The following is an 18,787-nucleotide window of genomic DNA, read 5'->3' as shown; positions in this document are numbered from 1 at the left end:
TATTACGACCGCACCTTTTTGCTGACCTTGATTAGCGGCTCCTTGCTTTTGCCACAATAAGCAATGAATCAGCCTATAACGAGGTCATTCCCGATGGCGACGTACGGGTTGTTCCCTGTTCTTAAACACTAAGGTGTTATCGCAGGACCATAGCACCAGCCTGGTGAGAAGCTACACCGACAATCTGGAAACGTTTACCCGCATTTGAGGTTAGGAGCGATAACAAGAATCAGTGGTTCTAAGGAAGGGCAGTGGGTATGGCCTATTAGTCGACTTTTTGAACACCATATGCACGCAGATGTCGATACTACTATATGCTAACATAAACAAACATAGTCGGCTGTGCGAAGGCACCCCATCGTTATGCCAAGTATTCATTCTTCCTCCAACCATAAATTACACCTGGCTCCAATGACCATTACCACTGTAGACCATATTTACTCATATTTTATACTTTTGTTAATATATAAATTATTATAATTGGATATTTTTCGCCCACTCCTGTAGGAGCAGAACAAAACGAATTTTCTTCTCGAACAAATGAAAGACCCTATCGCATATAGAAAGAAAATCATGGAGACTAAGAATTTTATTACAGATGCAGGCAGCTCAATCGATCACGCAAAGGAGTGTCTGAATGAACTCTCTAACTCTATTAGTGGCTATGAAAATAGTTATCGAGAAGATCAGAATCTTAATTCCTTAAATAATAAAATAAATAAAATTAATGATTTATTAGATATCCTTGAAAAGCAATTCAAATTTGCTTGCTGTGAATATTCGATTTTAAACATCATGTATAAATTTTCAGGGGAGATATTTTTATATATTGATTGTATATTATTTTATGTTATATGTCAATCATTTACCAGATCATTTCATACTGCTAAATACATAATAATATTTATATTACTCTATTTGGTGATATACGCTTTACTATATGTCGTAATGTGCCAGATATTATTGTGCCTGATATTTAATAATTTAAAAGAGGCTATTGAAGTGCATGTATTGTCTGAAGTTTCGAAAATATATGTATCCAGTAAAAGAAGGGATAGAGATAGCAATGATTCTCTGCTCTACGCCTTATCAAAATACAAAAGCAATACACCGTTACAAGAATCAGAAATACTTAAGATTATTGATAGTATCGATAAAAAATACGATCAATCCATAGAGATTAATAATTTGTATTACGAAAAAGTATGCCATTTTCCAATCTTACTTAATAGTATTACCCTTATTGCCCTTATTTTAAAGTTCATTATTGATAGAATAAAAATGAATTTTATATCTTTTCAATAGTCTATCTGTAATTAATACTATTTATAACCCGCATTTAAATATTTATTAAAAGCAAGATCATTTTAGGGTTGAGTGGTCAATATTATTTTTTCATGAAAGGTAAAAAATGAAGAAAAAACCGAATAAAACCAAATCTAAAATATCAGCGTATCCCACTGGCTTTTTTTTGGTGGTTACGCCGATATTTATAGCGGCAGTAGCATCTCTACCTCTATCTATATTCGACATCTGGCTGCCTAATTTTAGATTAAATGGAGAATTCTATTTATCAAGAATCTATCCCTACCTTACTCACCCTACATCCACTGAAGAAATTACTCCTAGACCTATCAAACCGATTCCTGAAGGTGAACAAAAACCATATAGTGGCTGCCGACCAGGAGATACAACTACCTTACCAAATGGCGACTGGTACGGGTACGCTGATATCACAGATACCGAGATTAGTTTTGATTTAGTGTGCTACAACCACAATACAAAAGAAATTGAATCTAATAAATTAACGATTATTCGAAAATTCCCTAATTCGCAACCGCCCTTTGAAACTAAGAATCATTTATTTGTATATATTAAAGTAGAAAATGGTAATATTATTGACATGATGCAAGCCAACGAATAGAGTTTTATTGATTTCCATTAACTCTAGTACAATATTTCTTAATCCGATCCAAATTCGTAAGAATCAGCTAGTTCATAGTTGATTCATCTTACAGATCTGTGATTCTGATAGTAATTTTATAAGGCCACGCTATTGAAGGTCAACTCGAGCAAGGTCCCCTCATTGGCCGATCAGCAGCAAATGAGAAGAGTCTAACTATCTTATATTTTATTATTTATAATACATATCCTTTATAACTCTACAGGGAATATTTACTATAGGAATTAGATATCACAGGATCATATTATCCTACTCAGGATCATACTATCCTACTAATGCTTGTAATTATAATGAAGTATGCTTATTGCTATTTGCCGATACTGAGAATATTATCATTATTTCTTTAATTAAGATAAGATATAGTATGATTCCTTACTCGTCCAGAAACTATAGAAGTATATAAAAAGACGTAAACGAGCTCGTGCGTCAACAAGAAGAGTATCGATGATATACGAACCTCATTCAATTGATGTTGCTCTAAACAACTTAAATCCTCACATACCGACTATTGCAATTGATAGCCCACAGGTTGTATGCAAAACAGGCACTGTCCTTAACGGGCAGGCGTCACCTGCTTCTTGATCGCACGGGCTACCAAGTACTCGCACAGTCAGACGTTTCGCTGCGTTTATGAAGGTACCGCGCACTACGGTCAATTGGGGGCTGACACCTCAAGATGCCAGCCCCAGCGATTGTGGGTACTAAATCATCCCGAACTCATCGAGACACTTGAGATAATAAACAAATGCCGGATCATTAAGATCTCCCCTGCGCATCATTGAAGAGAACTCCTCCGGCGTACGATGATCCCGCTCTGGCATACCAATCATCGCGGTGAGCCGTCGCGTAAGCCGCTCACTCCAACCATGGAGTTTGAAGTTAACGACATACCCATCTTCTTCTTCTACAACAATGACGACGCGCTTACCCTCGTTATATTCGTCCTGAATATAAGAGAAAATAATATCGAGATCAGTTAACGGCTCATACCACTCTTCTTCACCCGGAATCGGACCCGTATCAATCAATCGGTCTCGTGCGGCCTCTTCTTTCATCTCATCAATCTCTTCTTGGGATAAGAAATGATGCTCATCATCAACGCAGTCAGACTCAACTGGATAATACTGCTTATCTTCAGCTTCTAACCGACGAAGAACCCCAGGATGAGTAATCGTAAATGCCGTTGTAATAAATTCCCAGCGAAGCTCATCATGATTGTTAAAGCCACAAGGTTCCATATATCTTAACGGAAGCTCATACGCCCGATATTCTTCAGCCAATAGTTCACTTAACGCTTCAAGAGTGACTTTGCTTATTTCAGCTTTTCTCCACAACTCAAGAAGTTTTTTATTTTCTTCATAACCCAAGACATTATCCCCCTGCCTTGCACGTTATAGCTACATTAGCATAGTAATATACACGCTGACCATACATCTATTTAGGTAGCAATAAAAATACCCATTTTATCCCTGTGGCAAATTAAGTCGGTTCACTCCCTAGACCTAATCTACCTTGAATAGTATCGGGTACTTGGACAATCCCACCGGTATCAACTTGCTTCAGTTTAATTTCTGCAACGTCACGCTATCACTCAAATCATAATAACTACCAATCTCTTCTTTCTTCCTATTTATTCGCTATTTATCATCACCAATAAAAACCACTGACATATTATTACAAATAACGTGTTGAATATGAGCGAATCATATAGGAATCGAAGGGATAACGAGAGATTAGTTCATGCCCTGTTGTACATTTGCCGGTTTATTGAGACTTACCCGCGCGCAATAAAGCCAAGCACGTCTTTAGCCTTGGCCAAGGTAGGGGCGGCGCGGCGTTCGGCTTCTTCGGCTCCGGCAACCAACATGCGGGTCAATTCAGCCTTGTCGGCAAGCAGCTCAGCGTGCCGCTGCCGAGCCGGAGCCAGGTAGGCATTCGTTGCTTCGGCGATGGCGGTCTTAAACGTGCCATAGCCTTGCCCGTTGTATTCACTGACAAGGTCATCAACACTACGCCCACTCATGGCACTGAAGAGGTCAAGCAGGTTAGTAACGCCCTCTTTCCCCTCCCCCGTGCGAATCTCACCGTCAGAGTCGGTCACGGCACGCTTAATCTTCTTCTCGGTAACCTTCTCCGTATCACTGAGCCAAATCACACCTGCATCGGTTTCAGAAGACTTACTCATCTTCTTACCCACGTTCTGCAAATCCATGATGCGCGCACCAGCTTTCGGCAACACCGCCTTAGGAATGGTGAACACCTCGCCATACCGACTATTAAAGCGCTGGGCAATGTCACGAGTTAATTCCAGATGCTGCACCTGGTCATCACCAACGGGCACTTCCTCTGCCTGATAGAGCAAAATATCAGCCGCCATCAAACTCGGGTAGACAAACAACCCAGCCCCTACATTCGCTTTTCCGGCACTCTTATCCTTGAACTGGGTCATGCGCCCCAGTTCTCCATACTGTGTTGAACAAGTCAACAACCAGCCCAACTCAGCATGGGCAGTGACATGACTCTGCACATAAATCGGGCCAACCGTTTGATCTAACCCTGCCGCAAACAACCAGGCCGCCATATTTAAGGTTTGTTCGCGCAAGGTCGCGGGGTCTTGGGGCACGGTGATCGCGTGTAAATCCACCACACAAAACAGGTGTTCCGGCTGCTGGTCAGCCGCCCATCGGCTTATCGCACCCATCCAGTTCCCAAGGTGCGGGGTACCGGTTGGTTGAATCCCACTAAATACACGCGTCATCGCTGCTTCCTTTTACGCTAAAACACTTTTACCAACATAAAACCGATAGAAACTCTTACATTTCCATCAGTTTCCACAACATTCCAATACTAGTTTTAAACCAAGAACCCTGGCTCAATCCCGGCTCCGGTGAGCTGAGATACTGCCGCCGCAAAGGTATTGGCCAGCAACATCGCCCGCGTCATAGGTCCCACACCACCGGGCACCGGTGTAATCCAGCCAGCAACTTCCTTTACCCGATCAAAATCAGCGTCACCATGGAGTTTGCCATCATCACCCCGCGTAATACCTACATCAATGACGGCTGCCCCCGGTTTCACCATGTCAGCCTTTAGTAATCCTGGTTTACCGGCAGCCATCACCACCACATCAGCACGGCGGGTGAACTCAGCCAACTTGTTACCGTGCCGGTGATAGTTCGTCACAATCATGTCTTGACCCAATCCGCCAAGAATCATCGTTGTTGGGCGTCCGACCAGCACGCTACGTCCAACAATCACCGCTTCTTTGCCATAGAGGGGCACCTTATACTCACGCAACAAGGCCAATACCCCCGTTGGTGTTGCCGGATAGAGTCCCGGCATTGAACGCATTAGTTGCCCTTGGTTATAGGGGTGCAATCCATCAACGTCCTTTGCGGGGTCGATGTGGAGTTGTGCCTCATCTGAGTCCAAATGCTTGGGTAATGGCATTTGCACAATAATTCCGTGCACGTCAGGGTTGGCGTTCAGTTCATCAATGTGAGCGTGTAATTCTTCTTGAGTTGTTTCTGCTGGCAACTTCAACCCGTGGTTTATCATCCCTACGGATTCACAATCGCGTTCTTTGGCTCGCACGTACACCTGTGAAGCTGGGTCATCGCCGACCAAAATGGCTGCTAACCCAATCGGCCGCCCAAGGGCTGCAACGTCGCGGCGTACATCCGCTTTGATCTTGTTAGCAACGGCAGTTCCGTCCATAATGATCGCACTCATAGCAAACCAGCTTCGCCGTATTACCCCGATTCTGCTAATCAATTTCTAGAATTACGGATTCAATCAGGCCGATTTTCCTTGACCACTATGGCCAAGGGGTACTGCACAATCCTTGCGAGAACGACAGTTAAAGACCAGAAGAACTGGTGCCGCATCATGACACTCCCATGCCGCAGCCGTTGCCAGCCCTGGTTCATACCCAACCTTGGCATATGGGGAGATAGCCAGGCCAATCGAAATGCCGAAACTGGTACTACGCCACCAACCCGAAGGAGATATATAAAGGTCGGTCTGTGGCCCCTTCTGGCCCCGAAAAGGTACACAGACCGACCTTTACACCTGGCTACCAGCGGAAAATCCAGCGTGGCAGACCACCGATGAACTGGAAGGGCAGATTGATGAGTGCCGCAATGAAGTGGATTGGTCCAATTGCGCGTCCCATAGACCGGATAACAAGCACCCCAATCCATACCCCAACGGCAAAGATAACCCAGAACCAATCGGGTATGGAGGCTGTACCAAGAAATGCAACGAAGTCGTTATTGACGAGTTTCGCAATAGGGCCTGGCAGCCAGTTGTTTACCCATCCAACGAATCCCCCGCCGAGCGGATCGGCTGTTTTGGTATAGGCAGCAATCGCGGTGAACGCAGCCCACACCGTCAACCAGCCAGAAGCCACATCGGTAACCCACCCGTGTCGGTGCGTTCCAGAGGTATCGCCGAGTGCCGCACCCCACGCATACGTGGGCAGCAGCAACCCTAAGAGGGGACGACGATTAAACAGATGTAAGGCGACATGCCCAATGCCAACCCCTCCGAGAATCGTTACGAATTGTTCACCGGTGATCCCGATTTCAGGGTCTGCCATTCCGTACCAGCCAACCGCGAGAGCCATAAGCACTACAAAGAGTGCTAAGACTGGCCAGGCACGCAATGGTGCCCTGTACTCATACCCAAGGGGTGAAACTCGTGAAGCACCTTCCCAGTCACTCCCTGAGCTGGCAGCCACCTCAATTGGACGGCGCGCGGGGATACGACCTTGACGATCACCGCGGTGCTGCACATCGTAGAGAGATGACCGTTCTTGACGCACCGGCATGGGCGGTTGACGCATTTGAGTACGTGACGGTTCAGCCCCACCAGACCGAGGCCGCACGGCAGAGCGCTGGGCGACAGTCGTTGCGGCGCCAGGACGTTCCGGCGGTACCAGCGTGCCGCGTCCAATGATGGTTGACCCTTCTGGCACTGGCCGAGCTCGACGCGGCAGTATCTTGCCACTCACCACTTCGGCACAGGTTTCAGGTCGCTTATTGGGATTGATATGCAGACCAGCTACGACCCCGGCAGGAAGCCCAGAATTAATCGGTGCATCTACGAGCTTGCGCAGTTGCGTACCCCGCAGCCCAGTAAGCAGCGCTGCTGCAGTGGCAGCAAAGGAGTACACATCAACGTTGGTGCCAAATACCCCACTGGCCACTTCGGGTGCCACATAGGCTGGTGTCCCCACACGAGTCAAATCTCGTGTATCAACACCACGCAAGGTAGACGGATCTACGAGTACGAGCCCGCGATCAGTCGCAATCAGGTTCCCAGGCTTCACATCACGATGAACAAGGGGTACCCCGTCGCTCCAAGTGCCCTCATGTAATAAGTCAAGAGCCTCACCAACGCCGGCTAGGTGCTCAAGGGCTTGTGGGTCTGGTGGAGCATGTTGCAAACTGGTGCCCGATACGAGCTCCATTTCAACAAACCCCCAGTCCTTTAAATCCCCTCCGGTAAAGCGCCCTCCACGCGTTACGGTCACCATCGCAGGGTGATTGATTCGGACGAGCCAACGGCCACGGTCGCGTACTTCTTCAGCGCTCGGCAATACTTCTGGCAGCACAAGTTTCATGGCACACGGGCTCCCATCGAGACGGGTTGCCTCCCAAACTTGCCCTTCGCCACCGCTACCCAGCAAGCGCACGAGTCGGCAGTCAGCGACAAGCTGACCAGCCTGAATATCAACCGTAGCCATAGATCTCAATGCCGGAAATGGCGTCGTCCGGTAAAGACCATCGGGACACCGGCCTTGTTACAAGCCGCGATCACTTCCTCATCACGTACACTGCCACCTGGTTGCACGACAGCGGTCACCCCCGCTGCGATTGCCGCTTCAACCCCATCAGCGAAGGGGAAGAACGCGTCTGAAGCCAAGACTGAACCACTTGCCCGACCATTCGATTTGGTTACTGCGATATTGACGCTATCAACACGACTCATCTGGCCAGCACCCACACCAACAACCGCGTGGTCCTTTGCCAAGACAATCGCATTGGACTTCACGTGTTTACAAACTTGCCAGGCAAATACCAAATCATCGAGGTTGGCTGGCTGGGTATCGGTCACACATTCCCACTGCGCCACATTAGATTCTGGATTGTCGGCCCCTTGGAGCAAAAAGCCACCAACAATGGAGCGGATAACGACGTCATTAGCGGGCCGATCGGGATCAGAAACGTTCAGAATACGAAGATTCTTTTTAGTTCCAAGCATGTCCAAGGCTTCGGGCGTATATCCAGGTGCCACTACAACTTCAGTAAAGACCTCAACAATCTGTTGAGCAGTTGCCGCATCTATCTGCCGGTTTGCCGCCACAATCCCACCAAACGCACTGACCGGATCGCCGGCTAGGGCACGCGGATACGCCTCCGCTAACGAGCTAGCCACTGCTGCCCCAGCAGGATTCATATGTTTAATGATGGCAATAGCGGGATCGGTGAAGTCATTGACGAGTTGGAATGCCGCGTCTGTATCAACGAGGTTGTTATAACTCAGTTCCTTACCACCCAACACTTCAACCGTGCCAAGCCCCCACGCCGGATCGCCCACATACCAGGCAGCCTCTTGATGCGGGTTCTCGCCGTAGCGCAAGGTTGCCCGACGGGTGGCGTGTATCTCCAAGGTTTCAGGAAATGGTCCGTCAGCGTTGTGTTTACAACAACCGCACCCACCGCCAGCTGCCTGCCCACCAGTCGATTTACCGCTGCCTTCAGATTCTCCAGCCCAGCCAGTTGCTTCTTGTTGGGCAAACCACCCTGCCACGACTCGGTCGTAGTCAGCCGTGTGTGCAAATGCAATCCCTGCAAGGCGTCGGCGTGTTTCTAGGGTCGTGCCGCCCGTCGATTCAATCTCGCTAAGCACCCCGTCATATTCGGCTGGTGTCGTCACGACGGTCACGTGGGCGTGATTTTTGGCTGCAGAACGAACCATCGTCGGCCCACCAATGTCAATCATCTCAATGCAAGCGGCTGGCGTATTTGCCGGGTCCGCGATCGTATCTGCAAAGGGATACAGGTTGACCACCACCAGATCAATCGCGCTCATTCCGTGCTCGTCCATAGCATCGACATGTGCCTGTTTGGCTCGGTCAGCCAAAATGGCACCATGGACCATGGGGTGAAGGGTTTTAACCCGTCCATCCATCATTTCTGGGAATCCAGTGATTTGGTCAACTGGCGTAACGGGAATACCGGCATTAGCGATGTGCTGGGCTGTTGAGCCAGTGCTAATGAGTTCCACGCCTGCTGAATGAAGACGTTGGGCAAGGTCAACTAGCCCGGTTTTATCGAACACACTGATGAGGGCGCGAGCAATCTGAGTCATACGCTCAGATTAGGCGAATTACTCGGCTTCGACCGCTATCCGTTGTGATGGCATATGCCCCATTACACCAATCTTTAATCACTGTTGGGTAAAGACGGTGTTCTTCTTGCTGAATCCTTGCCTGCAACGTTGACGGGGTATCGTCGGAAAGCACGGGTACTGCAGCTTGTTCAATAATTGGCCCCGTATCGACCCCAGCATCAACAAGATGCACGGTACAGCCGGTCATTTTGACCCCATACGCCAGGGCGTCACGAGCTCCATGCGCCCCGGGGAACGACGGCAGTAATGCCGGATGGATATTTATCGTGATGAATCGGGAAACAAAGGCGGGAGCCAAGATACGCATAAAGCCGGCAAGCACAACAAGGTCCGGATTAAGCTCTTCGACCGTTTCAATTAATCCCTCATTCCATGCGTCTCGCGTCGCAAACTCACCCATGGGTACTACGCGTGTGGGGACATTCGCGTCCTGCGCTCTTTTAAGCGCCTTGGCGTTGGGGTTGTCGCTAACCAGACCAATGATTTGTCCAGGAGTAAGGTCAGCGTCAAGTAGCGCTTGGAAATTTGTTCCTGACCCGCTCGCCAAACACACGATACGCACTTGTCTATCCATGTCCAAAGGGTAAATCCTTTCACCGATACGATGCACGCAGTAGAACATGATGCTGCCAACGTTGATGCCTCGGGCAGTCAGATACAGTCATGCCTGGTCGGAGATGGAACTTTTAAAAGCTGGCCAGTCACAGGAGTAGGCTTGACAGTCCCTGTTGATGCAAAGGAGCAGAAATGTCTACTGACCGTGTGTTAGGGCCTGATGATTTCAAGGTTGCCGACTTGAGTTTGGCTGCGTGGGGCCGCCATGAAATTACGCTGGCTGAAAATGAAATGCCTGGCCTGATGGCGATTCGTGACGAGTTTCGTGCGTCACAGCCGTTAAAGGGCGCACGTATCGGGGGCAGTCTGCACATGACTATCCAAACGGCAGTGCTCATTGAAACCCTTGTCGATCTCGGTGCCGATGTGCGCTGGTGTTCATGCAATATCTATTCCACCCAAGATCACGCCGCTGCTGCGATAGCCGTTGGCCCCAACGGGACCCCTGAAGAACCTCGCGGTGTACCCGTTTTTGCCTGGAAAGGTGAAACACTCGAAGAGTACTGGTGGGCTACTCAACGCATGCTGGATTTCGGTGAAGAACACCCCATCAACATGATTCTCGATGACGGCGGCGATGCCACCATGCTTGTGCATGACGGCGCATCCTTTGAACACGCTGGCGGCGTGCGCGATGACCGCCCTGATGACAGCGATGAATACAAGGTTGTCCTCCAGGCGCTACGCGATCAATTCGCCAAAGACAATATGTATTTCACTCGTCTCGCCAAGGGCATCAAGGGTGTCACCGAGGAAACGACCACCGGTGTGCACCGACTCATTCACCTTGCCGAACGTGGTGAACTGCTCTTTCCTGCGATGAATGTGAATGACGCGGTAACGAAGTCCAAGTTCGACAATAAATACGGTTGCCGCCACTCACTCATCGATGGCTTCAACCGTGCAACTGATGTGCTCATCGGTGGCAAAACCGCGCTGGTCTGCGGCTATGGCGATGTAGGCAAGGGGTGTGCCGAAAGTCTGCGCGGTCAGGGTGCGCATGTGATGGTCACCGAAGTTGATCCGATTTGTGCACTCCAAGCCGCTATGGATGGCTTCCCCGTTCGCCAGATTGAAGATGTGGTAGGTGAGGTTGATCTATTTGTGACCACCACCGGCAATAAAGACATCATTCGTCTTGAACACATGAAAGCGATGAAGCACCTGGCGATTGTGTCCAATATTGGCCACTTTGATAACGAGATTCAGGTTGCGGCATTAGAGCATGATCCTGACATTGAGTTTGTTGAAGTAAAGCCACAAGTTGATGAAGTGAAGTTCCCTGATGGCCACTCAATTATCTTGTTAAGCCGTGGTCGCCTCATGAACTTAGGGAATGCCACCGGACACCCAAGCTTTGTGATGAGTAATTCCTTCGCCAATCAAACGTTGGCTCAGATTGAATTATTCACCAAACCAGACCAGTACCCCGTTGGTGTGTACGTCCTTCCAAAGATTTTGGATGAAAAGGTTGCACGGTTACACCTCGATGCCTTGGGTGCCAAGTTAACAACCTTGACCCAAGAACAGGCTGACTACATCGGGGTCACGGTAGATGGCCCGTATAAGCCAGATAGTTACCGCTACTAATCAGGTATTCCGTGGCTGCCCTGGCTGGGTCAGGGCAGCCATTAGCTTGATGACCAATCGTTGTATTGCATATTCAACCGTTTAGGTGCCGACCAAACACCTATACAACCTGAAGTTTTTTCATCACCCCTTGTAGTGACTTGCTATGGGGCACTGATTATTTCCTCATCGTAAATGCCTGTTGTATAGGCATTTTTATCGCTCAAATACGGGAGCTTCCCCTACCGGGTATATGTCGTCATTCGGCGTCTGTGTCAACATGGCCGAATGGAAGCGACATCTGGCCAGAATGGTTCTCCGGTGAAACCCAGCGAAACGATTTACGCAACGCTAGTGAGTTCTGTACCTGCACCGGTTATTGCCACAACAGCCTGGGGCCTTGCCACCATCATCATTGTCTATGCAGCCCGCCTTATTGGTGAGATGCTCGGCGAAACACAACTTATCCTGATCCCCATGGGTATTGCCATTTTGTTGGCGATGCTGCTGTACCCCTTGGTGGACTGGCTGGATACTCACCTACCAAAGATTCCGCGTATGGTGCATGCCCTTATTGTGGTGATTGGATTTATTGGTGCCACCGTCTGGGTGTTTTATTTTGCTGGTGGTGAGTTGATCGAATCAGGTCAGCATTTCCGATCATTCTTAGATCAGTCGACCCAGATTATTTATGAATGGACAGACCAGTTGCCCATCGAGATCAATAGCGACCTTCTCCCCCAATTCCAAAAAGAAGCAAGCTCTTGGCTTCAATCAAATTGGCGCGGTCTGTCCAATAACGTTGTGGCTATCGGGTCAAACGTCGCCACGATGGTTGCCGGAACACTCCTTGTCATTATTGGCCTGCTGTTTTTCCTTGCCGATGGCAAACGTATCTGGCGCTGGGTAGTTCGCCTCCTACCGAAACAAGCTGAGGAACCGACCTACCAAGCGTTCCGTCGTGGCGCAAAAACGCTGAGTTCCTATGTGCAATCGCTGCTCTTAGTGGCAGCCTTCGACGCCTTTTTCATCGGCCTTGGCGCGTTCTTCCTCGGCCTTCCGCTGGTCGTCCCCATCACCATTTTGGTTTTTATCGGTGCCTTCATCCCCATCCTCGGCGCAACCTTAACCGGTATGATCGCAGTCCTTATCGCGCTCGCAGTGAAGGGTGTCACAGGGGCATTGATCATGGTGGCAGTCGTGCTGGCCACCCAACAACTCGAAGGTAACATTCTGCAGCCGTTGCTATTGGGCAGTGCGGTAAGCATCCACCCACTAGCCGTGCTACTGGTTATCACCTTTGCAACGGCTCAATTCGGTATCGCAGGGGCACTATTTGCAGTTCCAATTGCTGCACTAGTGAACTCTGTCATGCGGTATTACTTGGGTGACGACCCCTTCCCAGAATTGGCTGAAGACCGCACCAAAACGTTAAACGCACCAATAACAAACGCATAACCGCACGGTCTTTTTATCCTGCTCAAGCGATACACCTCATAAACCAGGCCACTCTTCTCGGCCTGGTTTATTCTTACCTCCTTAGGCCATGCATTTGAGTGGCACATAATCAACCCAAAGAAAGGTCAGTCATGGCGGCACCTTCAGCGAGTACTCAGCATTCAGAACGCCTGCTACGAACAATTCTCAGAATTGTGCCAGGACCCGCGCTTTTTACTGCCTTGTGGTGTTTTGTCATCATTCTGGCCTTAAACGCGTTACAACTCCTTGGTGCAGTAGCGAGCAAAATTACGTTAGTCATCATCCCGTTGGCGCTGGCGGTGTTGCTCTCGATGCTGCTGAATCCTGTCGTTGATCTCATTCAACGGTGGATCCCTAAACTGCCTCGGGGCATCTCAGCGATTGTTGTTGTTATTGCCTTTTTTGGTATCGCCTTGACTGCTGTCTCCATCGCAATCACCGAGCTAATTGGGTCAGCGCAAAACCTGAGTGGGTTTGTTGACCAATCCATTCAAGTCCTATCTGAATGGTTGAAAAATACCCCACTCAATATCAATAGTGATTTCCTTGGCGAAATTCAAATGAAAGCAACAGAGTGGATTCAGTCGAATTGGCAATCCATAACGAACAATGCCGTTGCGCTTGGGTCTAACGTTGCCGCAATGGGTACAAGCACGTTGCTGCTTATCCTTGGCCTCATTTATTTCTTGGCAGATGGAAAAAAGATTTGGCGCTGGGTCGTCAAATTGCTACCTAAATTTGCAGAGGAACCGACCTACCAGGCGTTCCGCCGTGGAGCAAAGTCGTTGGGATCATATGTACGTACGATGCTCCTCGTAGCTTGTTTTGACGCCACGATCATCGGGCTAGCCTCGTTCTTCCTCGGGGTTCCACTACTCATTCCAATTGTCATCTTGATTTTCTTAGGGGTCTTCATTCCCCTTGTTGGCCCTGTTATCACCGGCCTTGTAGTGATTTTGGTTGCCCTTGCAGGGAAAGGCGTCAGCACTGCGGTTCTTTTGGCCATCATTGTGTTTGCGACACAGCAGATCGATGCCAATGTTTTACAGCCATTGTTGTTGGGGAATGCCGTTAATATTCACCCACTCGCCGTGTTGATAGCGATCACGGTTGGGTCCAGTGTCTTTGGGCTCATCGGCATGGTTTTTGCAGTTCCGGTCGTCGCACTCATTAACACGGTGATGCGCTATTACATCGGCCAAGACCCCTTCCCTGAACTCGGTGAAGACATCACTCTTGAGGGCGTAACGTCAAGTAACAACGACAACGACTTACCTGAACCGCAATCGGATATTAAATAGCAGGTAATAGGTTTAAACGATAGTTACGTTCTAAAACTATTACCTGAATGTTCACTTCTTATGTACCTATGGTGTCCTTATCCGACTCATCGAGGTGCATAAGGAGGTGAAAAGATGCACATTCATCTAATTCCTGCATTTGTCATTACGGTTGTTGCGGGCTTGATTCCGCTGTCATTATTCGGCAACCAGAATCCTCATCCTTCGACAACCCCGAGCGACACAACACCCCCCGTTGTCGTAGGCAAATCCACCATTCCCGATGATGTTCTCCAAGTTATTGACTCAGAAGTAATTCTCGAAAATAGTACTTGGACCATCAGCGACGACCATGTGGGTTCACTCAATACTCCCGGTACAGCAATCGAGTTTGATTCAACCACTGGCAAGGCGTACGTCAGTCGTCTTTCTGGTGAAGGGTGGCCGGATCAATCAACTAGACGCGAACTACCGGCAGCACATGAGGTGCATTCATCAGATTGATTTGGTTATCACTTCAATACAGGTGCCAGCAAGACACGTTCCCATGATCACGGCGCTACCTATGGTCACGTAGATACATGACTGCAAATGCCGCATAACCTGTTCATTCATTGGAAACATGCCTGCTGGTTATCCAACAGCCTATGGTTGGGAATCATTATGTGCCCAATCGTAGGCTGTGCCTGTGAGATTCAACACCTACGACGAACCGGCTGCACGTTCTGACGGTGCGGCCTGTTGGCGTGCTTGACCTTGGTTTTGTTGAAGCCGAACTTCAAATGCCGGTGTGATACCACCAAATGCCATGCCTTTCCACCGTCCAAACCGTGTATCGAGGTCGATACCGGCGTCGTGTTCAATTTCTTCGGATAACGTGATCCAGTTTTGGGCTTGGATGGCTTTTCGGGCCTGGTCAACGAGCTCATCGTGAGCCTGTTCAAATGTGGGCACTGCCTCAACCTTGATGATGTGCCACCCATCGGAGCCTTGAAACGGGCCGCCGAGTTTGCCTACATCAGTACCAGTTACCGCGTCATCAAAGGCTTTATCAATCATTCCCTGTTGGTAAGGCCCGATCAGCCCACCTTTCTTGGCGGTAAATGGGTCTTTCGAGAGTTCTTGGGCCACCGTGGCAAAATCCTCACCGTCTACCAGGCGTTTCATTGCGGCATCGGCTTCTTCGACTGTGGGGAACTGCATATGACGAATAATTTTCCCAGACTTGTATTTCTCGTCATAGAGCGGTTTGAGTTGTTCTTGAACAACCGCATCATCAATGGGATACCGCGCATCAGTGAGCCGTTCAGCTTCCATCGGGAATCGCAGCTGCTGTAACATGCCCGCCTCAGTTAAATCAAACTGTGCTAACGCCGCTTGATAGGTGGCATCATCCTTAAAGTTCTCACTGATAAACTCATCAAGTTTTGTTCGTAATTCCTCATCGGTTACCCCAACTTGGGCCTCGGCTACGGCTTGGGCAATCAAGTCAGCACTGATAACTGAACTAAGTGTTGCAGACAGATTTGTGGCCAGAGAAGGGTCAGCTGTGCCGGGGTCGGCGAGCGCGTCAAGTAAGCGTTGCGTCGCAAAAGGTTTCAACATGTCTTGAACAGCTTTTCGTGTATGAGACGCACCGTTTGCGGTCCAAACCGTTTCGTCCTCACCAACGGGCGTTGGAACAAAACTGTCAGCTTGGGCTTGTTCGTTGAGCTGCTCTGGGGAACTAGAAAATAACCCCGGTACAAAAGCAAGTCCGGCAGTTGCCATCGACACAATAAGGAGGCCAACCACAAGTACCTTCGCGTTACTCATGCGTTGCATTGTGCCCGAAGGGCGTTTGGTGTCCGCTGATGAAGAATCGGTCATGACGGCAATGTACCTGTCAGCGCCATATTTACCTTGTGCTATCTGTCCTCTTTACCCTATAAACGCCATGACGAGACGTTGTTGATAACCAACGATAAACCGCCGAACAGCATGCTCGGCGGTTTATTGGCGTCAGGTTATTGGTGTCAGGTCTGACGGATTAGATCATGCCTAATTCACGAACGGTATCACGTTCTTCGGCAAGTTCTTGTGCGGTTGCGTCCATCTTTGAACGGCAGAAATCATTGATTTCAAGGCCCTGTACGATTTCAGCTTTGCCATTCTTCACACGGATTGGGAAGGAATAGAAGAGTCCTTCGGGGATACCGTAGGAGCCATCTGAAATGACCGACATGGAGGTCCAAGAATCTTCTGGGGTACCAAGCCACCAGGTGTACATGTGGTCAATCGCACCGTTTGCGGCGGATGCGGCAGAGGATGCCCCACGAGCATCGATGATGGCGGCACCGCGCTTTTGAACGGTGGGAATGAAGGTATTTTCGTACCAGTCCTGGTCGCCAATAGCTTCAAAAGCGTTCTTGCCATCCACTTCACAGTGGAACAAGTCAGGGAACTGAGTTGAGGAGTGGTTACCCCAAATAGTCATGTTCTTAACGTCGTTAACGGTCTTGCCAAGCTTTTGAGCAACCTGAGCCATCGCACGGTTGTGGTCAAGACGGGTCATCGCATGGAACTGTTCATCGGGAATAGCTGGGGCGTGGTTGCATGCGATAAGGGCATTCGTGTTAGCCGGGTTGCCAACAACGAGCACCTTGACTGTTGGCTTCGCATTGTCGTTGAGGGCCTTGCCCTGAACACTAAAGATTTGGGCATTTGCTTCCAACAAGTCGGCACGCTCCATGCCGGGGCCACGTGGGCGAGAGCCAACCAGGAAGGCAGCGTCAATGTCCTTGAATGCCGCATTGGGATCATCAAAAGCCTCGACACCAGCAAGCAATGGGAAGGCACAGTCTTCGAGCTCCATGATGACGCCCTTGACCTTCTCCAAAACCTGTGGGATTTCAAGCAGATGCAAAATGACGGGCTGGTCGTCGCCAAAGGCTTGGCCCGACGCGACGCGGAAGCACAGGGCATAGCCGATCTGGCCGGCAGCGCCGGTAATTGCAACGCGGATAGGTTCTTTCATGCTCACTCCCTTGTGAGGTAGTTCATTGTGTTGTAAGGCATTCGCCTGATGTGTTGTAGCCTAAGCCCGCTGGCTGGCTAGGACCAAGTCATAGGGCGGTCAAGAAGTCCCACCTTTCAATGGCCCACTGATTGGGTGAATATCGACCTTTTAACATCTACTAACGCAAACTCCTCTGATTGTATTATATACTACTTTGCCATAAAACCCCTTTAATATATTCCATAACAACAATCTTAATTTAAACTAAACATTATTTATTTTGCTAGCAGTTCTTTTACTAGTTATTATGCTAGTTATCACTGAAATGATAATTGTCCCAATAACCTGTGAAAAAAATTCAACCCATCCCCCAGCAAGAAACGACCTCCATTTTCTAATAATTGGATTAGAGACATCAAAAGAGTCGACCTCAAAACTCTCTATCCTACCTTCAATAGATGCCTCAACAGGCGCCTCAATATCATTTCCTGAAACCTTGGTATGGATTGATACTAGATTTTTATCTATACTCTTAATATCTATATCTGAATGTATAAAACTCTCTTCAATATCACCCATAATAGACCTAAGAGAGAATAAAGAATCGGAAGCTGATTTGCCTTCAATCCTATCAGCACTGCCCACAATCTCTCCTCCATTTCTAGAATTTATTGAGCCAGAAAATCCTCCTGTCTGTAGTCTGTGTATATCAGCCCCACCACCTACATCCCTCGCATTATTAGCGTACTTTATTGCAATTTTATATCTAAGACTAGGTTTAGCATATATATCTATGGCCCTGCCATCAATCCTGAACTCAAAATTATTATCAGGTTCGATTTCAATAATCGCAGTATCGTCAACATTCGGACAACTCATATACACATCAAAAGAAGCGAAACCCTCTGCTTCCATGCTATAGAATATGGAATGATAACCAGTCTCAGAATTATTCTGATCTCCTTTTATACTAATTTTCCCATTAAAATCAGTATTTTTTGTTTTAATTTGGAAACCATCATTTATATTATCCAAATCCTGGCCATATGTCGTTAAGGTACCATCCCTAGAACTCAGACATCCTAAAAATGAAATATGATCAAGTTCCAGCCAGCCGTCACTACCACCCGACTTTGGTGAATATTTAATATCCAGCTTCGAACCTTCCCAATCAGACTCTAGTTCTGAATAATTCTTGAATATAGCATCATCTTGATCAACAAAAATAGCTACAGGAGATAGTATATGGAAATAACTTTCTTTTCTCATACGAATAGTATCTACTAGTAGATCCGTCTTTCCCCTAAATCCATCAAGATCGAGAGTCTTAAATTTCCCAGAAATATTCACCCCTTTATTTGCAATCCCACATCCATTCAGAATAACACCAGATACTAGCACAATCCATAATAGCAATAATACAACTACTATCTTACGCATAAGAATTCCTCCACAAATTAACTG

General features: G+C 48.2%; 15 protein-coding genes. 6 read left to right on the top strand and 9 right to left on the bottom strand.

The window, feature by feature from the left end:
* The first annotated feature begins 540 nt into the window (after positions 1 to 540).
* Both VCU37_RS04670 and VCU37_RS04665 read left to right on the top strand, forming a co-directional pair.
* Positions 541 to 1,305 carry a hypothetical protein gene (locus VCU37_RS04670; RefSeq protein ID WP_336249450.1) on the top strand — a complete coding sequence of 255 codons (765 nt, stop codon included), beginning with the start codon at positions 541 to 543 and terminating at the stop codon, positions 1,303 to 1,305.
* Positions 1,306 to 1,411: 106 nt separating this feature from the next.
* On the top strand, positions 1,412 to 1,924 hold the full coding sequence (locus VCU37_RS04665) for a hypothetical protein (RefSeq protein ID WP_336249449.1): 513 nt from the start codon (positions 1,412 to 1,414) through the stop codon (positions 1,922 to 1,924).
* 740 nt (positions 1,925 to 2,664) lie between these two features.
* Here VCU37_RS04665 and VCU37_RS04660 read toward each other — a convergent pair.
* The 6 genes from VCU37_RS04660 to purN all read right to left on the bottom strand — a co-directional run bounded on the left by VCU37_RS04660 (position 2,665) and on the right by purN (position 9,956).
* Entirely contained in the window at positions 2,665 to 3,330 is a 666-nt protein-coding gene (locus VCU37_RS04660) for a hypothetical protein (protein WP_336249448.1), read from the bottom strand.
* 407 nt (positions 3,331 to 3,737) lie between these two features.
* On the bottom strand, positions 3,738 to 4,721 hold the full coding sequence (gene trpS, locus VCU37_RS04655; RefSeq protein ID WP_336249447.1) for a tryptophan--tRNA ligase: 984 nt from the start codon (positions 4,719 to 4,721) through the stop codon (positions 3,738 to 3,740).
* A gap of 95 nt (positions 4,722 to 4,816) precedes the next feature.
* Positions 4,817 to 5,695, bottom strand: a complete 879-nt coding sequence (locus tag VCU37_RS04650; RefSeq protein ID WP_336249446.1) for a bifunctional 5,10-methylenetetrahydrofolate dehydrogenase/5,10-methenyltetrahydrofolate cyclohydrolase — start codon at positions 5,693 to 5,695, stop codon at positions 4,817 to 4,819.
* 343 nt (positions 5,696 to 6,038) lie between these two features.
* Complete coding sequence (locus VCU37_RS04645; protein ID WP_336249445.1) at positions 6,039 to 7,712, bottom strand: serine/threonine protein kinase; 1,674 nt, start codon at positions 7,710 to 7,712, stop codon at positions 6,039 to 6,041.
* Between the two features lie 5 nt (positions 7,713 to 7,717).
* Positions 7,718 to 9,340 (bottom strand): bifunctional phosphoribosylaminoimidazolecarboxamide formyltransferase/IMP cyclohydrolase, encoded by a 1,623-nt coding sequence (gene purH, locus VCU37_RS04640; protein ID WP_336249444.1) that lies wholly within the window; start codon positions 9,338 to 9,340, stop codon positions 7,718 to 7,720.
* A 4-nt stretch (positions 9,341 to 9,344) separates the two neighbouring features.
* Positions 9,345 to 9,956, bottom strand: coding sequence for a phosphoribosylglycinamide formyltransferase (gene purN / locus VCU37_RS04635; RefSeq protein WP_336249443.1), 612 nt, complete (start codon positions 9,954 to 9,956; stop codon positions 9,345 to 9,347).
* A gap of 173 nt (positions 9,957 to 10,129) precedes the next feature.
* On the opposite strand from purN, the gene ahcY reads away from it, so the two are divergent.
* The 4 genes from ahcY (at position 10,130) to VCU37_RS04615 (ending at position 14,829) form a co-directional block, all read left to right on the top strand.
* The gene (ahcY, locus tag VCU37_RS04630; protein ID WP_336249442.1) at positions 10,130 to 11,587 is read left to right on the top strand and encodes an adenosylhomocysteinase; all 1,458 of its coding nucleotides are present in this window, start codon (positions 10,130 to 10,132) and stop codon (positions 11,585 to 11,587) included.
* Between the two features lie 267 nt (positions 11,588 to 11,854).
* The gene (locus tag VCU37_RS04625) at positions 11,855 to 13,024 is read left to right on the top strand and encodes an AI-2E family transporter (protein WP_336249441.1); all 1,170 of its coding nucleotides are present in this window, start codon (positions 11,855 to 11,857) and stop codon (positions 13,022 to 13,024) included.
* A gap of 131 nt (positions 13,025 to 13,155) precedes the next feature.
* A complete protein-coding gene (locus tag VCU37_RS04620) occupies positions 13,156 to 14,346 on the top strand; it encodes an AI-2E family transporter (protein WP_336249440.1) in 1,191 nt (396 codons plus the stop codon).
* Positions 14,347 to 14,460: 114 nt separating this feature from the next.
* The gene (locus VCU37_RS04615) at positions 14,461 to 14,829 is read left to right on the top strand and encodes a hypothetical protein (RefSeq protein ID WP_336249439.1); all 369 of its coding nucleotides are present in this window, start codon (positions 14,461 to 14,463) and stop codon (positions 14,827 to 14,829) included.
* A gap of 198 nt (positions 14,830 to 15,027) precedes the next feature.
* Here the strand turns inward: VCU37_RS04615 and VCU37_RS04610 are convergent, their stop codons facing one another.
* From VCU37_RS04610 to VCU37_RS04600, 3 genes are all read right to left on the bottom strand, one after another.
* Complete coding sequence (locus VCU37_RS04610; RefSeq protein ID WP_336249438.1) at positions 15,028 to 16,194, bottom strand: peptidylprolyl isomerase; 1,167 nt, start codon at positions 16,192 to 16,194, stop codon at positions 15,028 to 15,030.
* Between the two features lie 160 nt (positions 16,195 to 16,354).
* The gene (locus VCU37_RS04605) at positions 16,355 to 17,341 is read right to left on the bottom strand and encodes a malate dehydrogenase (RefSeq protein ID WP_336249437.1); all 987 of its coding nucleotides are present in this window, start codon (positions 17,339 to 17,341) and stop codon (positions 16,355 to 16,357) included.
* Between the two features lie 246 nt (positions 17,342 to 17,587).
* On the bottom strand, positions 17,588 to 18,763 hold the full coding sequence (locus tag VCU37_RS04600; RefSeq protein ID WP_336249436.1) for a hypothetical protein: 1,176 nt from the start codon (positions 18,761 to 18,763) through the stop codon (positions 17,588 to 17,590).
* Positions 18,764 to 18,787: the final 24 nt, after the last annotated feature.

The organism is Stomatohabitans albus (genome assembly GCF_036336025.1).
In the GTDB taxonomy this organism is placed as follows: domain Bacteria; phylum Actinomycetota; class Nitriliruptoria; order Euzebyales; family Euzebyaceae; genus Stomatohabitans; species Stomatohabitans albus.
The sequence above is the reverse complement of the archived record's forward strand: the minus strand, read 5'-3'. Positions and strand labels throughout refer to the sequence as shown.

Coding starts and splice junctions, on each gene's coding strand:
- VCU37_RS04665 (WP_336249449.1), top strand. CDS start 1,412: ATGAAGAAAAAACCGAATAAAACCAAATCTAAAATATCAGCGTATCCC.
- VCU37_RS04600 (WP_336249436.1), bottom strand. CDS start 18,763: ATGCGTAAGATAGTAGTTGTATTATTGCTATTATGGATTGTGCTAGTA.
- VCU37_RS04605 (WP_336249437.1), bottom strand. CDS start 17,341: ATGAAAGAACCTATCCGCGTTGCAATTACCGGCGCTGCCGGCCAGATC.
- purH (WP_336249444.1), bottom strand. CDS start 9,340: ATGACTCAGATTGCTCGCGCCCTCATCAGTGTGTTCGATAAAACCGGG.
- VCU37_RS04670 (WP_336249450.1), top strand. CDS start 541: ATGAAAGACCCTATCGCATATAGAAAGAAAATCATGGAGACTAAGAAT.
- VCU37_RS04645 (WP_336249445.1), bottom strand. CDS start 7,712: ATGGCTACGGTTGATATTCAGGCTGGTCAGCTTGTCGCTGACTGCCGA.
- purN (WP_336249443.1), bottom strand. CDS start 9,956: ATGGATAGACAAGTGCGTATCGTGTGTTTGGCGAGCGGGTCAGGAACA.
- ahcY (WP_336249442.1), top strand. CDS start 10,130: ATGTCTACTGACCGTGTGTTAGGGCCTGATGATTTCAAGGTTGCCGAC.
- VCU37_RS04625 (WP_336249441.1), top strand. CDS start 11,855: ATGGAAGCGACATCTGGCCAGAATGGTTCTCCGGTGAAACCCAGCGAA.
- VCU37_RS04615 (WP_336249439.1), top strand. CDS start 14,461: ATGCACATTCATCTAATTCCTGCATTTGTCATTACGGTTGTTGCGGGC.
- VCU37_RS04650 (WP_336249446.1), bottom strand. CDS start 5,695: ATGAGTGCGATCATTATGGACGGAACTGCCGTTGCTAACAAGATCAAA.
- trpS (WP_336249447.1), bottom strand. CDS start 4,721: ATGACGCGTGTATTTAGTGGGATTCAACCAACCGGTACCCCGCACCTT.
- VCU37_RS04610 (WP_336249438.1), bottom strand. CDS start 16,194: ATGACCGATTCTTCATCAGCGGACACCAAACGCCCTTCGGGCACAATG.
- VCU37_RS04620 (WP_336249440.1), top strand. CDS start 13,156: ATGGCGGCACCTTCAGCGAGTACTCAGCATTCAGAACGCCTGCTACGA.